This window comes from Proteiniborus sp., from assembly GCF_040308045.1.
GTDB lineage: Bacteria > Bacillota > Clostridia > Tissierellales > Proteiniboraceae > Proteiniborus.
This window is the reverse complement of sequence record NZ_JAWRHZ010000040.1, coordinates 1-22,358: the sequence shown is the minus strand read 5'-3', so window position 1 is coordinate 22,358 and position 22,358 is coordinate 1. Positions and strand designations below refer to the sequence as shown.

Here is a 22,358-nt window from a genome sequence, read left to right as displayed (position 1 = left end):
GATATATATCCATGATTTTTATTTATATTTAGATGTAATATGAAATAATCTTAACTTAAACTTGATATTACACTTTCTACTGATTGAACTATTTCATCTTTATTACCTTTGCTACTAGTTAAAGCCTTTTTTGCTGTTTCTACGGAACTTAACGCTCTACTATCTCCATTACCCATTGAATTAGTTAAAGAATTTATTGTAGATAACATTGCTTCTTTACTACTTTTACTATTATCTCTTTTATATGTTTCTAATTGAGATCTTAACATATCTTTCATTTAACTACCTCCATATGTTTAATTTGTTCAATATATATATTCACCATATGGAGATATTTTATTCTTAGTATTCTTTTTATCCTCTAATAGCTTCTGCACCTTTCTCTAGTGCTTCTTTGTTTATTGGAATAAAACGTGCCTTGGATTCTCCAAACACTTTTTTGAAGGCTTCAACTATTGAATCTGTTTTAACTGCTTTTGTAAGCTCTAAGTATGCACCTAACATGACCATATTAGCTATTTTACTATTTCCTAATTCATTAGCTATATCATTAGCAGGCACATAATATGCATTAACATTAGTTCTACTTATTTTTTTGTCTATTAAAGAACTATTTATTAATATATTACCGCCTTCTATAACATCTTTCTCAAATTTATCTAGTGATGGTTTATTCATTACTATTGCTGTAGTAGCTTCAGTTACTACAGGTGAACCAATAAGATTATCTGATACTATAACATTACAGTTAGCAGTTCCACCTCTCATTTCAGGACCATATGATGGAAGCCATGAAACGTTTTTATTTTCTATCATTCCTGAATAAGTTAGTAGTTGTCCCATTGACATTACGCCTTGACCACCAAATCCAGCTATTATTAATCTTTCTTCCATCTACTCCACCTCCTCAGGTTTTCTTAAATTACCTAATGGATAATATGGAATCATATTTTCTTTTAACCAGTTAAGAGCTTCTACTGGAGTTAAACCCCAGTTTGTTGGACATGTAGAAAGTACTTCTACTATTCCAAAGCCTTTACCTGAAAGTTGAAGCTCAAAAGCATTTTTAATTGCTTTTTTTGCTTTTCTTATATTAGCAGGATCATGTACTGAAACTCTTTCAACAAATTTTGCTCCATCTATTGTTGCTAGCATCTCTGCTATTCTAATTGGCTTACCAGCATGAGCTTCATCTCTTCCGTATGGTGCTGTAGTTGCTTTTTGTCCTACTAATGTAGTAGGAGCCATTTGACCACCAGTCATACCATATATTGCATTATTTACAAATATAGTAGTTATCTTTTCTCCACGATGTGCAGCATGAACAATTTCACCTGCTCCTATAGATGCTAAGTCCCCATCACCTTGATATGTGAATACAACCTTATCTGGATGTACTCTCTTGATACCTGTAGCTACTGCAGGTGCTCTACCATGAGCTGCTTCCTGCATATCAGCATTGAAATAATCATAAGCAAATACTGCACAGCCAACTGGAGCTACGCCTATAGTATCTTCTAGAACTCCAAGCTCTTCTAATACTTCTGCTACTAATCTATGAATGATTCCATGTGTACAGCCTGGGCAATAATGGAAAGGCTTATCTGTAAGTCCTTTAGTTTTTTCAAATACTATAGCCATTATTTGTCACCCCCAACAATTTTCTTAATCTCATCTACGATAGCATTTGGAGTAGGTATCATACCACCTGTTCTACCATAGAAGTAAACAGGCTTTCTTCCATTAATGGCTATCTTAACATCATCTATCATTTGACCGGTACTCATCTCTACAGTAAGTATTGCTTTTGTTTTTTCACTAATCTTTTCAAATGCTACATCTGGGAATGGCCATAGTGTTATTGGTCTTATAAGTCCTACTTTTAATCCTTCTTCTGCACATTTTGCTATAGCATTTTTAGCTATTCTTGATGTTGTACCATAAGCTACTATCACTACTTCTGCATCTTCAAGATTATAATCTTCATATCTTACTTCATTTTCTTTCATTCTTGCATATTTTTCTTCTAGTTTTAAGTTATGCTCTTCTAGAGGTTTAGGATCTATATAAAGTGAATTTACTACATTTGGTTTTCTCTGTCCTTTTGTACCTGTTGTTGCCCAATCCTTTGGTGGAAGCTCTCTTTTTTTAGGCTCCTTAAATTCTACTGGCTCCATCATCTGTCCTATCATTCCATCCCCAAGAACTAATACAGGATTTCTATAATAATCCGCTACGTCAAAAGCTTCCATAACTAAATCTACTGCTTCTTGAATACTAGCTGGAGCATATACTAGATGTCTGTAGTCTCCATTTCCTCCTCCTCTTGTTGCTTGATAATAATCAGATTGAGAAGGTTGAATACCACCTAAGCCTGGGCCTCCTCTCACCATGTTAACTACAACACATGGTAGCTCTGCTCCTGCAATATATGATATTCCTTCTTGCTTAAGTGCAATTCCTGGGCTTGAAGAAGATGTCATTACTCTAGCTCCTGCACCTGCTGCCCCGTATACCATGTTTATAGCAGCTATTTCGCTTTCTGCTTGGAGGAAAACTCCACCATTTTTAGGTAACTCTCTTGCCATAAACTCAGGTATCTCATTTTGTGGCGTAATAGGATATCCAAAAAAGAACTTACATCCAGCTTTAATAGCTGCAGCACCTACGGCCTCATTTCCTTTCATCAAGACTTTAGACATTTAATTCCCCTCCTTTTTAGTATTATTCACCCATTACTCTCTCTACTGTTATTACTGTATCTGGACATATTGTTGCGCAATTAGCACAGCCTATACATTTGTCCATCTCAATTACTGTTGCTGGGTGATAACCTTTTACATTTATTTTTTCCTTGTTCATAACTACGATTTTTGTTGGGCACACTGTTGTACATAGTTCACAGCCTTTACATCTGTCCTCATTAAAGGTGACCTTACCTTTTGCCTTTGCCATTTCCTCCGCCTCCTTTTATTTATTGAGAATTAAGAATTGAAAGTAAAATTATGAAATAAAATAATTAGAAGATTTAATTAGAAGATTAATTATTAGTTATATCATCCAATCCTCTCGCATGTATAGATTTAATGGAAGAATCTCACCTTTTATATCATGCGGAAGATTTTTTGCCACATTCTCTAATGCTGATACATATTTTATAGGTATATTAAGAGCATTAGAAACTTCTTCTACTAGTCTTTGACCAGACAATACATCTTCTACTGTTGTACTCTTTAGCAAATGTGTATTGTTTATTAGTCCAGTTACTTTAGCTCTAGAAACTCTCTCGATTTCTTTAATGTATTTTTCAACATTTTCTAAGGTTTGAGTTTCAGGTCTATTTGCATTAACTACAAAAAACATATCATATTTGCCTGTTTCAAAGAAATTGTAATATCTGCCTAATGCTCTAGCTCCTACTGGGTCTCCTCCTACATCTAACACTGCTTCTACACTTGTATCTTGTAATGGACCATATACATCTGCTGAAACCGAAGGTACATCTACTGCATTTCCTTTTATCGAGCTACCTATTACCTTTACTCCTAGTTTCTCTAACTCTTCTGCTTTTTCTCTACTTCTAAAATAGGGATTTACTACGTCTAAATCAGCTAAGGTGACACTTTTCCCTAGTTCAGCTAGCTTTACAGAATAATTTACCGCAAACTCTGTTTTGCCACTTCCATAATGTCCTACTATAATTCTAATTCTATTGTCATTTAACATCTTATCACCCTTTATGTTTATAGGTACTCTTTAGCTTGTTCCTCTCCTCTTAATACTCTTAAGCCACCTTCTGCTAAAGCTATAAGTTCATCTTCTCCTGGATATACTACAACCTCTGCAATAAAACCTACTCTTTCTTTAATCCAAGAAGTGAACATATTGTTATAAGCTATTCCACCTGTTAATATTATACCATCTACTTGTCCTTCTAGTACAGTACTCATGCTACCTATTTCCTTCGCTATTTGATAAGCCATTGCTTCAAATACTAGCTTAGCTTTTTCGTCTCCTGCTTCAACCATTTCGCTTACTTTTTTTGCATCATTTGTTCCTAAATAAGCTACTAACCCACCTTTTCCTTTTATTTTTTTCTTCATTTCATCTAATGAATATTTTCCTGAATAGCATAGCTTGACCAAGTCTCCTACTGGAAGCCCACCACTTCTTTCAGGAGAAAATGGTCCTTCTCCATCTAAAGCATTATTTACATCTATTACTTTGCCTTTTTTATGAGCACCAATAGAAATACCTCCACCTAAGTGAGCGACTATAAGGTTTAATTCTTCATAATTCTTCTTATTTTCACTAGCGAATCTTCTTGCAACAGCTTTTTGATTTAATGCATGGAAAATACTTACTCTCTGTATGTCTATCATACCTGAAACCCTAGCTATTTCCTCCATTTCATCTACAACAACTGGATCCACAATATATGATGGAATATTTAGCTGAGATGCAATCTCATGAGCTATTACACCACCAAGATTTGAGGCATGTTCTCCAAGAACACCTTTTCTTAAGTCTTCTAGCATACTGTCATTCACATTATAGGTTCCTCCTGGTATAGGCTTTAATAAGCCACCTCTTCCTACTACAGCGCTTAGTTTTGATATATCAATTCCCTTTTTCTCTAATATTTCTAGAATAATGTTTTTTCTGAACTGATATTGATCAAATATTGTAGAATACTCTGCTAGTTCTTCATTTGAATGTCTTAATGTCTCCTCTAGAACAAGATTTTCATTATCAAATATAGCTATTTTTGTAGAAGTAGATCCAGGATTTATTACGAGAAGTCTATACACAATGCTCATCATCATCCCCCCTATTTTTTAGATGCCATCAATACACCTAAAGCTATTGAATTTAGTTTTGCCTCATCACTATCAGCTCTTGATGTAAGGACTATTGGAGCCTTAGCCCCTACTATAATGCCTGCGTTTTTAGCCCTTGCTAAAAACGCAAGTGCCTTATATAAAACATTTCCCGATTCTATGTTTGGAGCAAGTATTATATCCGCATCTCCTGCTACAGGGTGAGATATACCTTTATGAAGTGCAGCTTCTTTTGATATTGCATTATCTAAGGCAAATGGTCCTCCAACTATACAACCTGTTATCTCATCATTCTTATTCATCTCTACTAAATACCCTGCGTCAACTGTTGCAGGCATTTTAGGATTCACTTTTTCCTTTGCACATACTACTGCTACTTTTGGATTTTCTATATCTATTGAATGAGCTAAAAATACTGCATTTTCTATAATCTGTTTTTTGTGAAACAAATCAGGCGCAATGTTCATTGCAGCATCTGTTACTAAAAGTAACTTGTCATATGTGTCCACATTAAATACAGCAACATGACTTAAGATATTACCTGTTCTTAATCCAATTTCTTCATCTAATACAGCTTTTAAAATTATTGATGTATCAACTAAACCCTTCATTACAATATGAGCTTTTTCTGTACTTACAAGCTCTACAGCCTTCCTTGAGGCTTCTATAGGATCCTTAATGTCTATGATTTCAAACTTATTTATATCCATATTAATTTCTTCAGATATTTTCAATATTTGGTTTTTGTCTCCTACAAGTATTGCATTAGCTATTCCCATATTATATGCTGCTTTTATAGCTAGTAAGACCTCTTTGTCTTGAGCCACTGATACAGATATTGTTCTTGGTCCTCTATTTTTAGCAAGAGTTAATACATCCTCAAAGCTCTTAATCATTTATTATCACCTCATTTTCATAAATTTTCTCTACTTCCTCTCCTTTTAATACCCTTAATGCCCCTTGGTTTAAAGCTTCTAGTTCGTCTTCTCCTGGGTATAAAACTACAGGAGCTATGAATTTCGTCATATTATGAATTTTATCAGTTAGTGTCTTTGAATATGCTAGTCCACCTGTTAATATTATGGCATCCACTTTACCATATAAAGCTGTAGACATAGCACCTATTTCTTTAGCAACTTGATAAGCCATAGCCATGAAAATAAGCCCAACTTTTTCGTCTCCTTTGTTCATTTTTTCTTCTACTTCTTTAGCGTTATTAGTTCCAAGATAAGACACAAGGCCACCTTTGCCCTTAAGTTTTGCCTTTATTTCATTAAATGTATATTTACCTGAATAACACATCTTTACAAGATCTCCTACTGGAACTCCTCCAGTTCTTTCGGGTGAGAATGGACCCATCTCATTGGCATTATTTACGTCTATTATACGTCCTTTTTCAATAGGAGCAACAGAAATACCTCCGCCTAGATGAGCAACTATTAGATTTATGTCTTTAAGATTTTTATTATTTTCATGAGAGAATCTATGGGATACTGCTTTTATGTTTAATGCGTGAAGTTGGGACTTTCTTTGTATATCTGGTATGCCTGATATTCTAGCTATATCGTATATTTCATCTACCGACACTGGATCAGCAATAAAAGATTTGATTCCTTCTGGATTTGCAATACCTTTGGCAAGGATACCACCAAGATTTGAAGCATGTTCTCCTCCAATGTTGTCTTTTAAATCTTTAATCATTACATCAGTAACTAAATAAGTACCTGCTGGCATAGGTCTTAACATACCACCCCTGCCTACTACTGCTCTTAATGAAGCTGGACTAATACTAATTTCTCTTAGCCAGTTTAATATCAGATTTAAGCGATAATCATATTGATCAATAATGTTGTGGTATTTGTCAATCTCAGAACTAGGATGTTCTATTTTATTCATGAAAACCTTTTCCTGGTCATTATATAAAGCTACTTTAGTACTCGTAGACCCAGGGTTAATTGCTAAAATATATTTTCTTGACATATTCTCTCCCCTTTTATTTATTTACAATATAATAGGAGCAGCACTAAATATTTGTCCCTAAATAATGACTCTGCTCCTATTATAATAACCTTATCTTGCATTTACTTGCAAATATATTAAAAATAGTTAAAATTCTTCTTGAATGATTATACTAAAAGTTTCGGGTTCCATTTGAATCAGTTCTATATCATCAGGTAAAATGACCTTCACATTAATGTTATGTGTTCCTTTTTCCAGACCCGATAAATCTGAATAAAATGTTATATCCTTCTCTCTTAGTGCTTCAACTTTGCCTTCAGTTCCTCTTACTGTTATTGTTAAGTTTTCAGGTAAGCTAGTGCTATCAACTATATGACTAGTGTCTAAATTGATAAATGTTAGATTCTCTGTGCTAAGTTCAATGTCTTTTTCAATTATTTTTTCTACTTGGATTTTCGCTAATGGGTTTAAGTCAGTTTCCATAAGCTCTACACCTTCTGGTAAAGCTATTCTTATAGGTATTTGTTTTGACATACTAATATTTTCTACATCGATTGGTTCTGTTTCTAGGAACTCAATGTCATTTAATATCTCTTTTTTTCCCTTTATCTTTACACTTATAGGGTTCACTTGAATATCTGTAATACTATATCCTTCTAATGGAGTACCCTTAAGCCTTGGATTCACTTTAACAGTTTTAGTTCCAAGTATAGGCATTGTTATTTCAACTGTTACTGGCTCTTTTTCTATACCTCTAACTTCATCTCCCTTGTCATCTAATGCTCTAACAGGTAGACTTGTCTTTATATCAGAATTTATATTAGTCAAGTCAACAGTAGCTATAACCCTTGAAACAGTGTTTACCCAGCTTCTTGGTCCTTTTATCAATATACTACTAGGTTTTATCTCTCCTTCTCCTGGAGTAAAGCCATTTTCAATCTTTCCTGTAGTTTTCAAAGATATCTTAAATTCCCTAGTAATTACGCTATCAAACTTAAATTGTATATATTTAGGGCTTACAGTTTCTAATGTAACATTATCAGGAATCTTTACTTCAACAGGCACTCTGTGCATACCTTCTGAATATCCCCATAAATCAGCTTGTACTATAATATCATTTGGATTAATAGTTATATCACTTCTTCTACCTGCTAATTTCACAGTTACTTTAGCTTCTTTAGGCTCCATTATTTCTAGGTTAGATTCAGTCAAATAATTTTGATTTAGGTATGTTACTTTAATATTTGAAAAGTCCTGAGTAATACGTGGATTAACCTCGCTCATTACATATGACCACATAATTATAGCTATTAATATTGATACAATTTTTATGGTAATGTTATATCTCTTTGCCTTATTCATTTCTATTCCTCCATTTGGACAGCAAATTTGGCTTAGGAGACTTAGGTTTATACATATTTACTAATATCTCTTTCAATGCATTTATATCTAAATATCTTGTTAATATTCCGTTTTCTGCTACAGATATTATTCCAGTCTCTTCAGAAACTATTATTGCTATACTATCGGACCTTTCTGTAATACCAAGTGCCGCTCTATGTCTAGTTCCTATCTCCTTACTTAAATTCATATTGTCAGTTAGTGGAAGAAAACATCCTGCTGCTTTCACCACATCTTCTCTAATGATAACTGCTCCATCATGAAGAGGTGTATTAGGTATAAAAATATTAATTAGAAGTCCACTTGATACTTTACCGTTAATTCTTGTGCCAGTGTCTACTACTTCATTTAATCCTGTATCCCTTTCAAAAACTATTAGTGCTCCTATCTTTTGTCTAGAAAGAGATGCTGCAGCTTCAACAATTTCATTTGAAATACTGTCTATCTCTTCATTCTTTATCTCAGCAAGTGATTTTGTAAAGAACCTAGTCCTACCTATTACTTCCAATGCTCTTCTCAACTCAGGCTGGAATACAATTAAAAGGGCCAAAACCCCTACTGTCATAGTTTTTTCAAGTATCCAAAAAACTGTGTATAGTTCTAGCACTTCACTTAGCTTAGTAGCTATTAGCAATACAACAATACCTTTTATAAGCTGCTCTGCTCTTGTTTCTCTTATAAGCATAAATAGCTTATAAAATGCAAATGCAACTATTAAAATATCTATTACATCTCTAAGTCTTATTTTAAAGAATAAATTAGCAAAATATTGCATTCTCACACCTCTAAAAGATATATTTTAAGAATAAGTCCTATCAATAATTATATAATAAATGAATATTTATTTAAATAGTGAATAAAGACTACTATAAAAAATTTTACAAAAGATTACTTAACATATTATTTGACTGTTAATAGTTAAAAAGTACGTCATAAAAAAGATTCACTTTTTATTTATTCTACACTTGTTTTCTTTTTCCTTTATTTAAAGCTTTTATATCTTATTTCCAATTTGGCAATAAAAAGTAAAGCTTTCTATTTTTCGGTCCCTTGTCTAGGGATTGAAAACGAAAGCCTTGCTTTTTTTCTATTTATAAACTACACCATGTATTTCTTTAAATCCAAGTCCAGGATCATCTGTTAAGGTAATTTTATAATTTTCAAATATTGCTCCACCACTAACTGGATCTTCACTACATAATATTGGTCCGTCTAGATCAATCTTTGTAATTACACTTTTTGCCGCTGCCAAATGAACAGCTGCTGTAACACTTATTTTAGCCTCAAGCATGGAGCCTATCATACATCCTACTCCGTATACTTCTGCCATGGAACATATTTTTAATGCATTATGTATACCGCCTGTTTTCATTAATTTAATATTTACTAAGTCAGCAGCACGCATTTGGATAATTGTCATAGCATCTTTAGGTGAAAACACACTTTCGTCTGCCAATACAGGTATAGAAACATTGTCTGTTACTAGCTTTAAACCTTCAAAATCATGGGCTGGTACTGGCTGTTCTACAAGCTCAATGTTTAAGCCTGTATCTTCCATTTTTCTTAAGGTATATATTGCTTCCTTTGGAGTCCAGCCTTGATTTGCATCTATTCTTAAATTTACTTCATGCCCCACAGCATCTCTAATAGCCTTCATTCTTTTTATATCTAAAGCTGAGTCTACACCTACTTTTATTTTTAATGTTTTGTATCCTTGGTTTATGGCTTCAATACTGTCTTTAGCCATTTCTTCTGGAGAGTTGACACTTATGGTTATATCCGTTATTATTTCTTTTCTATAGCCACCTAAAAGTTTATATACTGGTGCATTGTATAGCTGACCATACAAATCGTAAATTGCTATATCTACTGCTGCTTTTGCAGTTGTATTTCTTACAACGGATTTATCTAGTTTTAGCATTATTTCTTCCATGTTTTCTATATCCATGCCAATTAGCTGCTTCTTTATATGGTCTTCTATTGCTCCTATTATTGCTCCTGTCGTGTCTCCTGTTATTGCCCCAGTAGGAGGTGCCTCTCCATATCCAACCTGTCCAGTATTAGTTTCAATTCTTACAACAACATCCTCTACACTATTTACAGTTCTTAAAGCTGTCTTAAAAGGTTTCTTTAGTGGAACAGATATATAACCTAGCTTTATGTCTGTAATTCTCATCCCTTAAATCCCCCTCTATAATTATTTCAAATAGAAAAATCCAGTAAAAGTCCACAATAATACTATGGATTATACTGGATTTCTTCTGCTAAATATACCTAGTTTGCTAACTCATACATTGCTGCTGCCATAATCTGAACATTTTTTATTAGGCTGTCTATAGTTATATATTCGTCTGGCTTATGTATAATACCTTCTTCCCCTGGAAAAGTCGGTCCAAAAGCCACAATATTTTTCATAGACTTAGCATAAGTCCCTCCTCCAATTGCCAAGAGCTTAGCTTCATCTCCTGTCTTTTCTGTGTATACTTTTTGAAGCTTTTTAATGAATTCTTCTTCCGGGCTTACATATAGAGGAGCAGCATGGTCTATATGTTCTACTGACAATCCTACTGTTGACATCTTATCAGTCAAGGTTTTCATAAAATCATCATCTTTTTTTGTTACAGGATATCTAATGTTTATGCTAAAACTTATTTCATCGCAATTTCCTTTAATAGTCCCAAGATTAAATGTTAGTTCTCCTGAAACATCATCCTTTATGTTAATAGATAGGCTTTTGCCATCAGTTTCATATCCTATGTTTTCTTTCATAAAAATCATAAATTTTTTCATTTCTTCTTCTAAGTCTAATTTGCTTAGGAAATGGATTAATCCAGAAATTGCATTTTCACCAAGATGTGGCGTGCTTCCATGGGCTGATACTCCAAATACTTTTATTTTCAAATGTTCTGGTATATCAGCATCTTCTAATTCAAATCTTAGTTTTCTCCCTTTTGTAATCTCTGTATATTTATCTACTAAATCAGCCTTATTTAAACTGTCGCCGTATACAATAGCTTCAGCATAGTCTGGAACCACATTAGAAACTGTACCTCCAGTTATAGATACTAAATTAGTTTTTCCACTCGCTCTATTAAAATTCCTCTTAAAGTTGCAAGTTATTATTCCCTTCTCAGCATTTATAATGGGGTATTCTGCATCTGGAGTAAAACCTGCTACTGGCATTTCATCTCTTTCAACATAATGCCTTACCCCCCTGCTTCCTGACTCTTCATTTGTACCAAAAATTACTCTAACTCTTCTCTTCAGTGGCAGGCCTAAATCTTTTATTGCTTTTAGTGCAAATAGCGCCCCTATAGTTGGTCCCTTGTCATCAAGAGCTCCTCTACCATATAGTTTACCATCGTGTATCTCTCCACCATATGGTGGGTATGTCCAGCCATCGCCTTCAGGAACTACATCTAGATGTCCAAGTACAGCTACCATTTCATCTCCTTCGCCATACTCTGCGTAACCTACCATGTTATCAAGATTTACAGTTTTAAATCCTAGATTCTTAGAAAGCTCTAGCGCATTTTCCAGAACTTTTTGAACCCCTTCTCCAAATGGCATATCACCTTTCTTTTCTGATTCTACGCTTTTAATCATTATACTTTCTCTAACTGCTTGGATATTCTCATCTTTCATTTCTAAGATTTTTTTATCTAGCACATTTATTACCTCCTTCTCATTTTTTGCTCTATTTTCTCAACATCTATTATTTTTCTTTATCTTTATTTTATTCTCTTCCCACATTTTGGGCAATATAAAAACTCATTACCAAGTTGTACACCGCAGTATGGGCAGTAGTTAGTATCTGTTTCTGAAATTTTTTCATCTGATTCTGAGTTTTTTTGGGCACTTCTTATCCACTTATTAGCTGGGTCTTCTTCCTCGGTTGAATCTGTAATATCATACATGGAATATCTGTCTTTTCCTGTAGCATTTTTATAATGATATACAGCTTGAACTATTCCAATTATAATAAAAAGTATTCCAAATAGCGGAAAGAAAACACCTACTATACCAAACCCTGATGTCATACTAGAAGCCATTATTGTCCAAAAGATTCCGAAAATAATTGCTATAATTGATCCCATAAAAGACATTCCTGATGGACCTCGTCCTGGTTTTATACTCTTCATTTTCTACTCCTCAACTTTCTTTATATGATTCATAAGCTATTCTACATCTATAGCTAAAATCCTTTTAAAAAGCTTAGCTTCCCATAAAAAAAATAGTCTTTAAAAGACCAGAGTCTTAGTTTATCTCTGGTCCATTAATTGAATAGTATTATTATACGATTCTTCAATCTTGCTTAAAACTTCTTTACTTAATCCGTCCTTTTCTTGTTCTATATATTCAGATGTAGGAAGAATAACGTGTTTTTGTACACCAGATTCACTATATTTATATACCCATGTAGGAATGTAATCAACATCCTTTACCACAGTCTTTCCTAATGAAAAATCCTTCTCCAAAGTAATATTTACAATTACTCCATCTTCTGTGTATTTTTTGTTCTTAACATTTAAGGTTTCTCTTCTTTGATTTGATATGAAGTTACCCATAGAATAAATAATAAACTTATTTTCTCCATTATGTTCTACTATCTCAGATCTTTGGATGACATGAGGATGACTGCCTAGTATTATATCTGCTCCCCATTTTATCATTTTATTAGCTAATTCTATCTGGTATTCAGAAGGTTCTCTTTGATATTCATTACCCCAATGCATGATAACTATTGTTGTATCTACTTGATTTGCATCTGCTTTTTCAATATCACTTTTTATTCTATCTTCGTTTATTATATTTACCATATAGCTAAGCTCTTCCTGCGTAAGTAAGCATTCTAAGCCATTGCATCCATATGTATAAGACAGAATGGCTGCTTTGATACCATTTATATCTTGTATAAGCATTTCATCAGTAGGTTCTTTATATGTTCCTACATTTTTAAGTCCATGTTCTAATATATTATCTATAGTGTTAATTATTCCTTTTTTTCCCTTATCAATACTGTGATTGTTTGCTGTGGATAGTATGTCAAATCCTGCATTTTTTAAAGCTGTCACAGCAGACTCTGGAGAGTTAAATGTAGGATATCCCTTATATCCATACTCATCACCGGCAGTAACAGTTTCAAAGTTACCAATGGCTAAGTCAGCACTTTCTATATATTTCTGTATATGCTCAAAAGAAAAGCTAAAATCATATTCTTTCGTTTCAGGAATATATGCTCCTTTTATCTGCGGAGAATGAAACATAATGTCTCCAGCTGCTGCAATAGTAGCTTCTATATTAGGAGGAATTTCTTCTTGTATTTCTGGTATTTTCTCTACTTCTTTATTGCCTATTTCTTCTGCATAAAGATTATTTTCAATTGGATTAACGAACTTATCAGAAAAATATCCAGCAGATAATAGAGATGCAAAAAACAATAATATAATTATGCCTAGAGTTAATCTTTTTTTATTCATATATTCATTCTCCTTGGAAAAATAATGCCCTTTTAATCATTCTATATTATTTTCCAAACTTTTTCTATAACTCATTTTGTATTATTCTTCATCATCATGACGTATTCTGTCTATTCTTGAATATGAATCATAAATATATGTGTTTAATTTCTTCTGATTACTTATCCATAGATAAACTGCATATGCGGCTATTAATATTCCACCCTCTGGTATTCCAGCCATTAATATAAAATTAAATGTTCCATGTAAAAGCATAGGCATCAATAAAGACTTTCTAAAATTGGCTTTCTCTCTTGCTTTATTTGATGCAAATTTGGTTAAAGATAGATAATACCCCATAGTTACCCCAAAAATTGCATGGGCAGGAACAGATAATACTCCTCTATATAATCCTATATATGGATTGTAGCTAAATCTATACACTACGTACATTATATTCTCCACTGTTGCAAAGCCTAGAGCAGAAAACACGGAGTATACTATTCCATCAAGCTTTTCATCAAAATATTTATTTTTACACATAAGTTTAATCACTACTAGTCTTTTAAAAAACTCCTCAGTAAATCCTGCTACTATAAAAGCAGTAAATGCAACTCCTAATAATCCTGGAAATATGTTTAGTGATGAAAGAAATCTTTCTACAATTATGACAGGAATAACTGATAATGCGCCAAATACAAATGTCTTCAAAAGAAGAACTATTGGCTCCTTATCATATCTATCACTTAAATATACTGCAATAGCTATTGAAATAGCTGGGATTACTGCAATAATGAATAGTCTTGTATTCAATTTATTCATCCTTTCTTTATTTATATCTATTATTATTTGATATAGAGATGATATTAATACAGCAGTCTCGAAACACAAATTTATTTGCTCGCTATCGCTCACATAAATTTGGTTCTCGTTGCGTTTGACCTACCATCGATTTTCTGATAAAAGCATTCAGAAAATCGGGTTAGGTCATAAAAAAACTGTACCTAAAAGTACAGTTTTACATTTGTTGGTTGAGTATTGAAGTTATCTCATTTGAAGTTTCGACCACATCTTCGATTTTCTGTTTTAAACCTTCCAGTTTCTTTGATATAGTGGCATCTTTAACTCTTCCATTTTCGTTAGATACCAATAAAAGATCTATACTATTTACATGCTCTAAAATATGCTGATGGTCCTTTTCTATCATACTTAGTTGATTAATAATCTCTTGTATAGTTCTATTATCTTCCACAAAATCATCCTTCCATAAGCTTTTTGTTAGTATTTACTTTTTCAAATTATTATATTCTAGAACATGTACTTATATCAGGAATCTAGCTCTACCCATTCTGCTAATAATTCATCATATTTTAATGTAAAATTCTGTTTTTCATTATAAAGTTTATTTAATTCTTCATAGTTATGAGCTACTTCTTGCATCTTTTTATCTATCTGTGAAATAAGGCTCTCAAGTTCATGCATTTCTTCTTCAAGAAGTAAAATCTTCTTTTTTCTCTTTGCTTCTTCAGCTTCAGAGCTAGAGTTATTGTTCCTAGACTTTTTATTAGATGATTTTATTTCATGAGCATTGATTTTGCCGTCCATTAAAGCAACTTGGCTTTCTGCTTTTTTCTCCCTATAATAATTATAATCTCCTAAATATTCTTTTAGCTTTTTATTATCTATTTCTACTATTCTTTCTGCTAGTTTATTTATAAAATATCTATCATGAGATATAAAAATAACCGTTCCACCAAAGTTTTCTAATGCCTTTTCTAACATTTCTCTTGAATCAATATCTAAATGATTAGTTGGCTCATCTAGTATAAGAAGATTATTCTTTTCCTGCATCATCATACATAGCCTAAGCCTGCTCTTTTCTCCTCCAGAAAGACTTTTTATTTTTTTAAATACATCTTCTCCGTAAAATAAAAAACCTGCTAGTATTCTCCTTCCTTCACTTTCTGGTACCATAAAGCATTCATTTATTGTCTCTAAAACAGTCTTTTCTTCATCTTCAAAGAATATTTCCTGCTCTAAATATCCTATCCTGACTCTAGAGCCTATAGTTATCTCTCCAGCATCATGAGTATATTTATTGAGCAGCAGTTTTATCAATGTAGATTTCCCACTGCCATTTTTACCTAATATGCATAATCTTTCTTTGTATTTAACACTTAGGTCTAGATTTTCTATGACTGCATTATCCCCAAAAGATTTTTTTAATCCTTTTATACATATTACTTCCTGTGCAGATCTTTCACCCTGTGTAAAATTAACCTTTATCTTTGGTTGATTCAGAGTTGGCTTATCAACCTTATCCATCCTTTCGATTCGTTTCTCCATATTTGCGGCCTTTTTAAACATAGGTTCTTCACCTGCTCTAGTTCCCCACTCTCTAAATCTTTTTATGGCATCTTCCATTTCTTTAATCTTTTTTTGCTGAGCTTTATATGTTTCAAGTTGAATGCTCTGCATTTCTTCTTTATATCTTACAAAAAAGCTATAGTTGCCAATATAAGACTTGGACTTTTTCTCCTCTATCTCGACTATTTTTGTAACAACATTATCTAAAAAATATCTATCATGAGAAATGACTAAAACAGAGCCCTTATATTCTCCAATAAACTCTTCAAGCCACTCTACAGACTCTAGGTCAAGATGGTTTGATGGCTCATCTAAAAGAAGTATGTCTGGGTTTTGGAGTAGCATTTTTCCTAGCATTACAGTAGTCTTTTCTCCTCCGCTTAAATTACTAAAACTTCTTTCTAACATACTCTCTGTAAATTTAAGACCAGTACATACTCTGCTAAGCTTTTCCTCAGTTTCATATCCACCTATGTGCTCATATGTATGCTGTAGCTCTCCGTATATTTTCATTATCTTTTCTAGTTCATCTTCATTGCTACTTGCCATATCCTTTTCCAGTTCACGCATTTTAGCTTTTATCTCATTTTGCTTTTCAAATGCAATATTTAGTATATCTAATACCTTATACTCCTGAGGATAGTCAGGCATTTGTGCAAGGTAGCCAATTGTTGCATTTTTTCTTATAGACAATATTCCACCATCGCTATTTTCTATGCCTGCAATTATCTTTAGAATAGTAGTTTTTCCAGTACCATTCTTCCCTATTAATCCTACCTTATCTCCACTATGAACTTCAAAAGAGATATCCTCTAATACTTTGTTTGCTCCATAATATTTACTTATTCCGTTTAAACTAATGTCTATCACGTTAATTCCTCCCTTAATTCAAAAATAAAAGCCTAGACAAGTAAATCTCTTGCCTAGGCTTTATGTAATAAGGAGTAAGGTTGGTCCTAACGGACACACTGATCATAAACCTAAAGTATGGTTGGTGCTCGGTGCGTTTGACCTACCATCGATTTTCTGACAAAAGCATTCAGAAAATCGGGTTAGGTCATTTTCCGCAGTCTCGCTACACAAATTTATTTGTTCGCTGTCGCTCACATAAATTTGGTCCTCGGTGCGTTTGACCTACCATCGATTTTCTGACAAAAGCATTCAGAAAATCGGGTTAGGTCATAAGAAAGCCTAGGCAAGTAAACTCTCACCTAGGCATATAATTCAAAACAATATGTTTATAATTCTAGAAGACGATTTACTTACTTTTAGTTGACATAATATTTAATTTTAGACATACTACCCCCTTGGGACTCGATATTTGCTGTTAATATGAATGGTAATCTATCTAAAGCAATGCCAACTAAAGTCAAGTTTCTCATCTTCACACCTCCAAACATATATTTTCTTCATTTTATCATATAGTGGTTATTTTGGCAATAGAAAAGCGTACCACAATTTGGCACGCTTATGTATGCTTATTTAAATACTCTGAATTTTTCCTTTGATGCACTACAGATAGGGCATTTGTCAACCATTTCACCATATGATGCATATCCACATACTTCACATACGTGAATATTTGTAAAATCTGCATCTTTACCTGCATCTGTATTTTCTTTAGCTTTTAAGTAAAGGTCAGCATGAGTTTTTTCTGCTTCTATTATACCCTTCATTAAATTAGCTGCTGATTTTTCTCCTTGTGCTTCTGCTACAGCTACATATGCTGGGTACATTTGGTTTACTTCGAAAAGCTCTCCGTTAGCTGCTCCTTGAAGGTTTTCTGATGTAGTACCTATACCAAAGCCTGCTCCTGAAGCAACTAGGAAATCACCTTTTACATCTTTTAGAAGTCTAAAATGACCTTTTGCATGTATTTCTTCTGCATAAGAAATAGCACTAAAAAGTGTAGCTACTGTAGGAAAACCATCTTTTAATGCTTTGTCTCCCCAAGCTTTGTATCTCATATGTGCTTGACTTTCTCCACCGTAAGCTGATCTTAAGTTTTGAGCTGTCATATCGTTCATAAAAATTCCTCCCTTTAGATTTAATTCTTTTTTTCTCAAGTATCTTTTTATATACCCTGATAATTTATTAATAAACAAATCATTATTTAAATTATGTTTTTATCTTAAATAATAGAACAGTAAAGCCATATTTCAAACATGATGATTTCTAAGCTTTCATCAAGCCTTCTAAGACGAGCTGCAGTACTAGCTCCACCTGCTACTCCCCCTATTATTAATACTTTTGTTGACATAAACATCCTCCTTATATCCTATTATTAATATATTAGGTTTATTGAATATATCGAATAAAAAAATGTATTAAGGCTTTTGCTAAAATAAAGCCTTAATAACGCTTTTTACATCTTCATTAACCAAATAATAATATATCTCAACGCCATTTCTTTTTCCCTCTACTATTCCTACAGCTTTAAGCCTAGTCAAATGCTGTGAAATAGTAGATTGAGGCACATCCAAACATTGCTGCATATCAGTAACCTTACGTTCTCCATTATCTAATAAACCTCTTACTATGCAGAGTCTAACTGGATGGGCTATAGCCTTCAATATATTTGCCAATTTTATTTTGTTAAAAAATTGTGTTTCCTTTTCAACTAAACTTATGATAAAATATCAAAAACTTAGCATCATATTATATTTACAGTTAATAATAAAGATTAAGAGCATGATTGGAGGTAGTTATGGTAAAAGAAAATTTAAGTGATTACAGGCAGGTAAGTGAAAAAACCAAATTTTTAATAATATCAATATTCCCTGTGGCATCATTAGTTTTATCGTTTATTGTGAGTGACTTCAATGAAATAATAAGTGGGCTTAACAAGATAATTGTCCAACCAGACGTACTTCTTACCGATTATATAAGAGTAGGTGGACTTGGTGCTGCTCTTATGAACTCATCTATTCTCACTTTAATAAACATATTGTTTTTATGGAAGCTAAGATTTCATCTAGGGGGCCTTCCTATTTCAGCTATTTTTATAGTAGCTGGGTTCTCTTTTTTCGGAAAGAACATTTTTAATGTTTGGCCTATTTACATAGGTGGATATTTGTATGCAAAATATGAAAAAAAATCATATAATAGTGTAATAATAATATCTATGTTTGGAACTGCGCTAGCACCTATGATTTTTGAAGTTGCCAATGCATTAAGCTCATCTAGCTATTTAGGATTAATCTTTGCTATTATAGCAGGTATAACAGCAGGGTTTTTTCTACCTCCAATTGCTGCTCACATTATAAGAGCTCATGATGGATATAATCTCTATAATGTAGGATTTGCAGCGGGTTTCATTGGCACTGTTGTGATGTCATTTATGAGAAGCTATGGATTTACTAATGAGCCAAGGATGATATTATCCACTGAATATGATTTATTCCTAAAAATTTTTCTTTCAACTTTTTTTATTTTACTAATAGTGATAGGTTACTTTTTAAATGACAAAAGTCTGATTAAAGGATATTCTAGGATTATTAGTATGACTGGTAGATTAGTTGCAGACTTTACATACACTGCAGGGTTTGGAATTACTTTAATCAATATGGGTGTAATGGGATTAATAGGATTAGCATATGTATTTATATCAAAAGGAATAATGAATGGTCCAATAGTTGGTGGCTTACTTACTATGGTTGGTTTTTCAGCCTTCGGAAAACATCCTAGAAATAGTATTCCAATTATGATTGGTGTGTTTATAGCAGGTATTTTAAAAGTCTGGGATACAGGCTCTACTACTGTAATCATAGCTGCTCTTTTCGGCACTAGTTTAGCTCCTATTGCAGGAGAATATGGCCCTCTCGGAGGTATTATTGCAGGTTTTCTTCACCTTTCTGTATCTATGAATGTAGGAGTACTTCATGGTGGAATTAACTTATATAACAACGGATTTTCCGCTGGAATAATTGCTACTTTATTAGTTCCAATATTAGATATTTTTAGGAGGAGTGATGAATAATGAATATTGAAGTCAAGAAAGTTACTAAGATTTTGAGTGAAATGGTTGCTTTTGCATTGCTTGGAGATGCAGAAAATGTAAATGTTAATATAGAAAACAATAAAGATATGTATAAGATATTAGTTAAAGCAAGTAATGTAAAACGAACTAAAAAGAGCATAGACAATTTGAGAGAGCTTTTAAATGCTCCTCGTCAAAAAGCTGCTGAAGAATATTATTGGGAATTAGCTGGTGATAGTGATACTGGTTCAGAAATTGCCTTAGTTGGTATGATGACTGATAAGGCAATAGTCAAATACGAAGATAATAATCTATATATAGAGCTCCACAGATATAAATAAATACAATGAAATCACAGGGGCAGATTTTGGGAAAATTTTGTCCCTGTGAATAATGATATTGCTATAAGCTTAAGTATATGTCTATTTCAAATCCCTTCCCTTCCTCACTATTATAAATTACTTTACCACCTATTCCAATAATTCTATTTTCAATACCTAGTAATCCATTCCCTTTAGTTAACCTACCACAACCTAATCCATTGTCTCTTATTTTAATGTAAGCATTGTTATTTTCTATTTTTATGTCTATGTATACTCTATCGGCTTTTCCATGCTTAACACTATTAGTCAAGGCTTCTTTTATTGATGGACATATTATATTTTTAAACCTTGTCAATAACTCATTGACATTTTCATTATAATTTAAAATTACCTTAATATTTCCTATGCTTTCCATATTATTAACTATTCTTTCTAAAGAGTCCAGCAACTTTTCAGGATTTTCTTCTTTTAAAGCATAGACAGCTTTTCTCAAATCCTTTAAGCTATCTTTAGTTAAAATTTGTGCCTTATATAGCAATTCTTTTGCCTTATCTGTATCCTTATCAATAATATTTGCAGCTACATCTAGGTTCATATTTAATGCAATCAAAGTATGTCCTAGGTTATCATGTATATCCCCTGCAATTCTATTTCTCTCTTCAGTAATAACTAATTCTTCAATCTTTTTAGATTGCTCTTTGAGCTTATTGTAGGATTCTTCTAGCTTATCATTTAATTTTTCTACTTCTTTCTTTTCTTTTCTTAAAGCTTTATAGGATAATAAACTGATTGAATAAAAAAATATAAACTGTAAAAACATAAATATATCTAATATATTTTCCTTCCAATATTTAATGCTTACAATTTCTTCTACGCTTGATAATGATCTAAAAACAACTATAAAAACAATAAAAATAATCTCAAGTATAGTTAGTAAGTTTGCAATTTTACCTTGATTAAATAAAATTAATTCATATAAAACCATAAACATATATATATACACATAACCATTTAAATTGAATATTAAAACTAAACTTAATAACATAGAAACAAAAATAGAGATATAATATTTTCTATAATCTATATAGAATTTATTAATTCGTAAATGATCATTAGCTAAAATAAGTAAAAACCAAGCAGTAAAAATTAAAAGTCTTGTTGTATTATTCCTACATCTATAAATAATATCTACTAATATTAACGTACGTATACCAACATTCAAAAAACTATTATACTTAATTAGCTTATTCATATCTAATCTCCTCAGAAATTTCTGTCACTATTTTCCTTTTTATGTTTGATTTAAATTTAGTGTAGCTATAACAAATAAACGCTGTCATTATAATCAAAAGAGCTCCCTTTAAATAAAACACAATACTACTGCCTATATTTTCAAATATATAAGTGCCCACTAAAGGACCTATGGCAGCTCCTATACCACTAGCAAAACTGTACAGTCCATAGGATTTTCCTCTTTTATTTTCACCAACAAAATCAATAATAATGGATGACAAAGCTGGACTATAAGACATATTGACAACAGATATTAGTGTATAAAGAAGCATAAAAGGATAGTAATCCTTTATAAATGGCATAAAAATTTGAAGTATGGCATTTATAAATATTCCAATAACTATTATCCTTTCCCTACCATATCTATCTGCTATAATACCAAACCTTTGAGGAAGAAACGTTGAAAGTATGGCTCCTGGAATAAATAGATATGATATTAAATGAAGCTCATTCGTAATGTTTTCTTTAAGATATATAAGGTATATGGGTACTGTTAGACTAGAAATAAATGAAATGATGCCTATTATTATTAAAAAGTATTTTGTGTGTTTATTATTCTTAATCTTTCCTGATTTGAGTTCTTTTTTGTAATCCACAGTTTCTGGAACTCTTCTAAGTGTAAAATAAAAGGATACAATACTAGTTATAAAAAATATTAAAAATACTGCACTAAAGGGATTTTCAAAAAAATTATTAAATAATATTGTAAGCCCAATTATACTTCCTAAAAACGCCC

The 22,358-nt window shown here is 32.4% G+C and carries 24 protein-coding genes and 1 pseudogene; 2 read left to right on the top strand and 23 right to left on the bottom strand.

Features of this window, described 5'->3' with window-relative positions; translation table 11 throughout:
• Nucleotides 1-50 precede the first annotated feature (50 nt).
• From ABV008_RS07890 to ABV008_RS07790, 21 genes and pseudogenes are all read right to left on the bottom strand, one after another.
• On the bottom strand, nucleotides 51-278 hold the full coding sequence (locus tag ABV008_RS07890; RefSeq protein WP_352419278.1) for a hypothetical protein: 228 nt from the start codon (nucleotides 276-278) through the stop codon (nucleotides 51-53).
• A gap of 76 nt (nucleotides 279-354) precedes the next feature.
• Complete coding sequence (locus ABV008_RS07885) at nucleotides 355-894, bottom strand: 2-oxoacid:ferredoxin oxidoreductase subunit gamma family protein (protein WP_352419277.1); 540 nt, start codon at nucleotides 892-894, stop codon at nucleotides 355-357.
• Nucleotides 895-1,641, bottom strand: coding sequence for a thiamine pyrophosphate-dependent enzyme (locus tag ABV008_RS07880; RefSeq protein WP_352419276.1), 747 nt, complete (start codon nucleotides 1,639-1,641; stop codon nucleotides 895-897).
• Nucleotides 1,641-2,702, bottom strand: a complete 1,062-nt coding sequence (locus tag ABV008_RS07875) for a 3-methyl-2-oxobutanoate dehydrogenase subunit VorB (RefSeq protein WP_352419275.1) — start codon at nucleotides 2,700-2,702, stop codon at nucleotides 1,641-1,643. The genes ABV008_RS07880 and ABV008_RS07875 overlap by 1 nt, the downstream gene beginning before the upstream one ends.
• Before the next feature lie 22 nt (nucleotides 2,703-2,724).
• Complete coding sequence (locus ABV008_RS07870; protein ID WP_352419274.1) at nucleotides 2,725-2,955, bottom strand: 4Fe-4S dicluster domain-containing protein; 231 nt, start codon at nucleotides 2,953-2,955, stop codon at nucleotides 2,725-2,727.
• 96 nt (nucleotides 2,956-3,051) lie between these two features.
• Nucleotides 3,052-3,726, bottom strand: a complete 675-nt coding sequence (locus ABV008_RS07865) for a P-loop NTPase family protein (protein ID WP_352419273.1) — start codon at nucleotides 3,724-3,726, stop codon at nucleotides 3,052-3,054.
• Nucleotides 3,727-3,743: 17 nt separating this feature from the next.
• On the bottom strand, nucleotides 3,744-4,820 hold the full coding sequence (gene buk, locus ABV008_RS07860; protein ID WP_502929761.1) for a butyrate kinase: 1,077 nt from the start codon (nucleotides 4,818-4,820) through the stop codon (nucleotides 3,744-3,746).
• 11 nt (nucleotides 4,821-4,831) lie between these two features.
• Nucleotides 4,832-5,737 carry a phosphate butyryltransferase gene (ptb, locus tag ABV008_RS07855; protein WP_352419272.1) on the bottom strand — a complete coding sequence of 302 codons (906 nt, stop codon included), beginning with the start codon at nucleotides 5,735-5,737 and terminating at the stop codon, nucleotides 4,832-4,834.
• A complete protein-coding gene (gene buk / locus ABV008_RS07850; RefSeq protein ID WP_352419271.1) occupies nucleotides 5,730-6,821 on the bottom strand; it encodes a butyrate kinase in 1,092 nt (363 codons plus the stop codon). The genes ptb and buk (ABV008_RS07850) overlap by 8 nt, the downstream gene beginning before the upstream one ends.
• Nucleotides 6,822-6,947: 126 nt before the next feature.
• Nucleotides 6,948-8,162, bottom strand: coding sequence for a CdaR family protein (locus ABV008_RS07845; RefSeq protein ID WP_352419270.1), 1,215 nt, complete (start codon nucleotides 8,160-8,162; stop codon nucleotides 6,948-6,950).
• Nucleotides 8,155-8,976 (bottom strand): diadenylate cyclase CdaA, encoded by an 822-nt coding sequence (cdaA, locus tag ABV008_RS07840; protein ID WP_352419269.1) that lies wholly within the window; start codon nucleotides 8,974-8,976, stop codon nucleotides 8,155-8,157. Before cdaA ends, ABV008_RS07845 begins: the two co-directional genes overlap by 8 nt.
• A gap of 312 nt (nucleotides 8,977-9,288) precedes the next feature.
• Complete coding sequence (locus tag ABV008_RS07835; protein ID WP_352419268.1) at nucleotides 9,289-10,377, bottom strand: dipeptide epimerase; 1,089 nt, start codon at nucleotides 10,375-10,377, stop codon at nucleotides 9,289-9,291.
• 98 nt (nucleotides 10,378-10,475) lie between these two features.
• Nucleotides 10,476-11,876 (bottom strand): dipeptidase PepV, encoded by a 1,401-nt coding sequence (gene pepV / locus ABV008_RS07830; protein WP_352419305.1) that lies wholly within the window; start codon nucleotides 11,874-11,876, stop codon nucleotides 10,476-10,478.
• 56 nt (nucleotides 11,877-11,932) lie between these two features.
• Nucleotides 11,933-12,343 (bottom strand): zinc ribbon domain-containing protein, encoded by a 411-nt coding sequence (locus tag ABV008_RS07825; protein WP_352419267.1) that lies wholly within the window; start codon nucleotides 12,341-12,343, stop codon nucleotides 11,933-11,935.
• A gap of 120 nt (nucleotides 12,344-12,463) precedes the next feature.
• On the bottom strand, nucleotides 12,464-13,681 hold the full coding sequence (locus ABV008_RS07820) for a CapA family protein (protein WP_352419266.1): 1,218 nt from the start codon (nucleotides 13,679-13,681) through the stop codon (nucleotides 12,464-12,466).
• Between the two features lie 81 nt (nucleotides 13,682-13,762).
• Entirely contained in the window at nucleotides 13,763-14,473 is a 711-nt protein-coding gene (locus ABV008_RS07815) for a PrsW family intramembrane metalloprotease (RefSeq protein ID WP_502929759.1), read from the bottom strand.
• Nucleotides 14,474-14,678: 205 nt separating this feature from the next.
• Nucleotides 14,679-14,912 (bottom strand): hypothetical protein, encoded by a 234-nt coding sequence (locus tag ABV008_RS07810; protein ID WP_352419264.1) that lies wholly within the window; start codon nucleotides 14,910-14,912, stop codon nucleotides 14,679-14,681.
• Between the two features lie 74 nt (nucleotides 14,913-14,986).
• The gene (abc-f, locus tag ABV008_RS07805; RefSeq protein ID WP_352419263.1) at nucleotides 14,987-16,897 is read right to left on the bottom strand and encodes a ribosomal protection-like ABC-F family protein; all 1,911 of its coding nucleotides are present in this window, start codon (nucleotides 16,895-16,897) and stop codon (nucleotides 14,987-14,989) included.
• 608 nt (nucleotides 16,898-17,505) lie between these two features.
• Nucleotides 17,506-18,054, bottom strand: coding sequence for a rubrerythrin family protein (locus ABV008_RS07800; protein ID WP_352419262.1), 549 nt, complete (start codon nucleotides 18,052-18,054; stop codon nucleotides 17,506-17,508).
• Nucleotides 18,055-18,167: 113 nt separating this feature from the next.
• Nucleotides 18,168-18,287 (bottom strand): annotated as a pseudogene (locus ABV008_RS07795) (FAD-dependent pyridine nucleotide-disulfide oxidoreductase); the annotation flags it as partial.
• Nucleotides 18,288-18,366: 79 nt separating this feature from the next.
• A complete protein-coding gene (locus ABV008_RS07790; protein ID WP_502929758.1) occupies nucleotides 18,367-18,612 on the bottom strand; it encodes an ArsR/SmtB family transcription factor in 246 nt (81 codons plus the stop codon).
• Between the two features lie 122 nt (nucleotides 18,613-18,734).
• On the opposite strand from ABV008_RS07790, the gene ABV008_RS07785 reads away from it, so the two are divergent.
• Both ABV008_RS07785 and ABV008_RS07780 read left to right on the top strand, forming a co-directional pair.
• Nucleotides 18,735-20,006 carry a DUF1576 domain-containing protein gene (locus ABV008_RS07785; RefSeq protein ID WP_352419260.1) on the top strand — a complete coding sequence of 424 codons (1,272 nt, stop codon included), beginning with the start codon at nucleotides 18,735-18,737 and terminating at the stop codon, nucleotides 20,004-20,006.
• On the top strand, nucleotides 20,006-20,347 hold the full coding sequence (locus tag ABV008_RS07780; protein ID WP_352419259.1) for a hypothetical protein: 342 nt from the start codon (nucleotides 20,006-20,008) through the stop codon (nucleotides 20,345-20,347). Before ABV008_RS07785 ends, ABV008_RS07780 begins: the two co-directional genes overlap by 1 nt.
• A 61-nt stretch (nucleotides 20,348-20,408) precedes the next feature.
• Here the strand turns inward: ABV008_RS07780 and ABV008_RS07775 are convergent, their stop codons facing one another.
• Entirely contained in the window at nucleotides 20,409-21,581 is a 1,173-nt protein-coding gene (locus ABV008_RS07775) for a sensor histidine kinase (protein ID WP_352419258.1), read from the bottom strand.
• Nucleotides 21,574-22,358 (bottom strand): MFS transporter (locus ABV008_RS07770; RefSeq protein WP_352419257.1); only part of this gene is annotated, 785 nt, incomplete at its 5' end. The genes ABV008_RS07775 and ABV008_RS07770, both read right to left, overlap by 8 nt.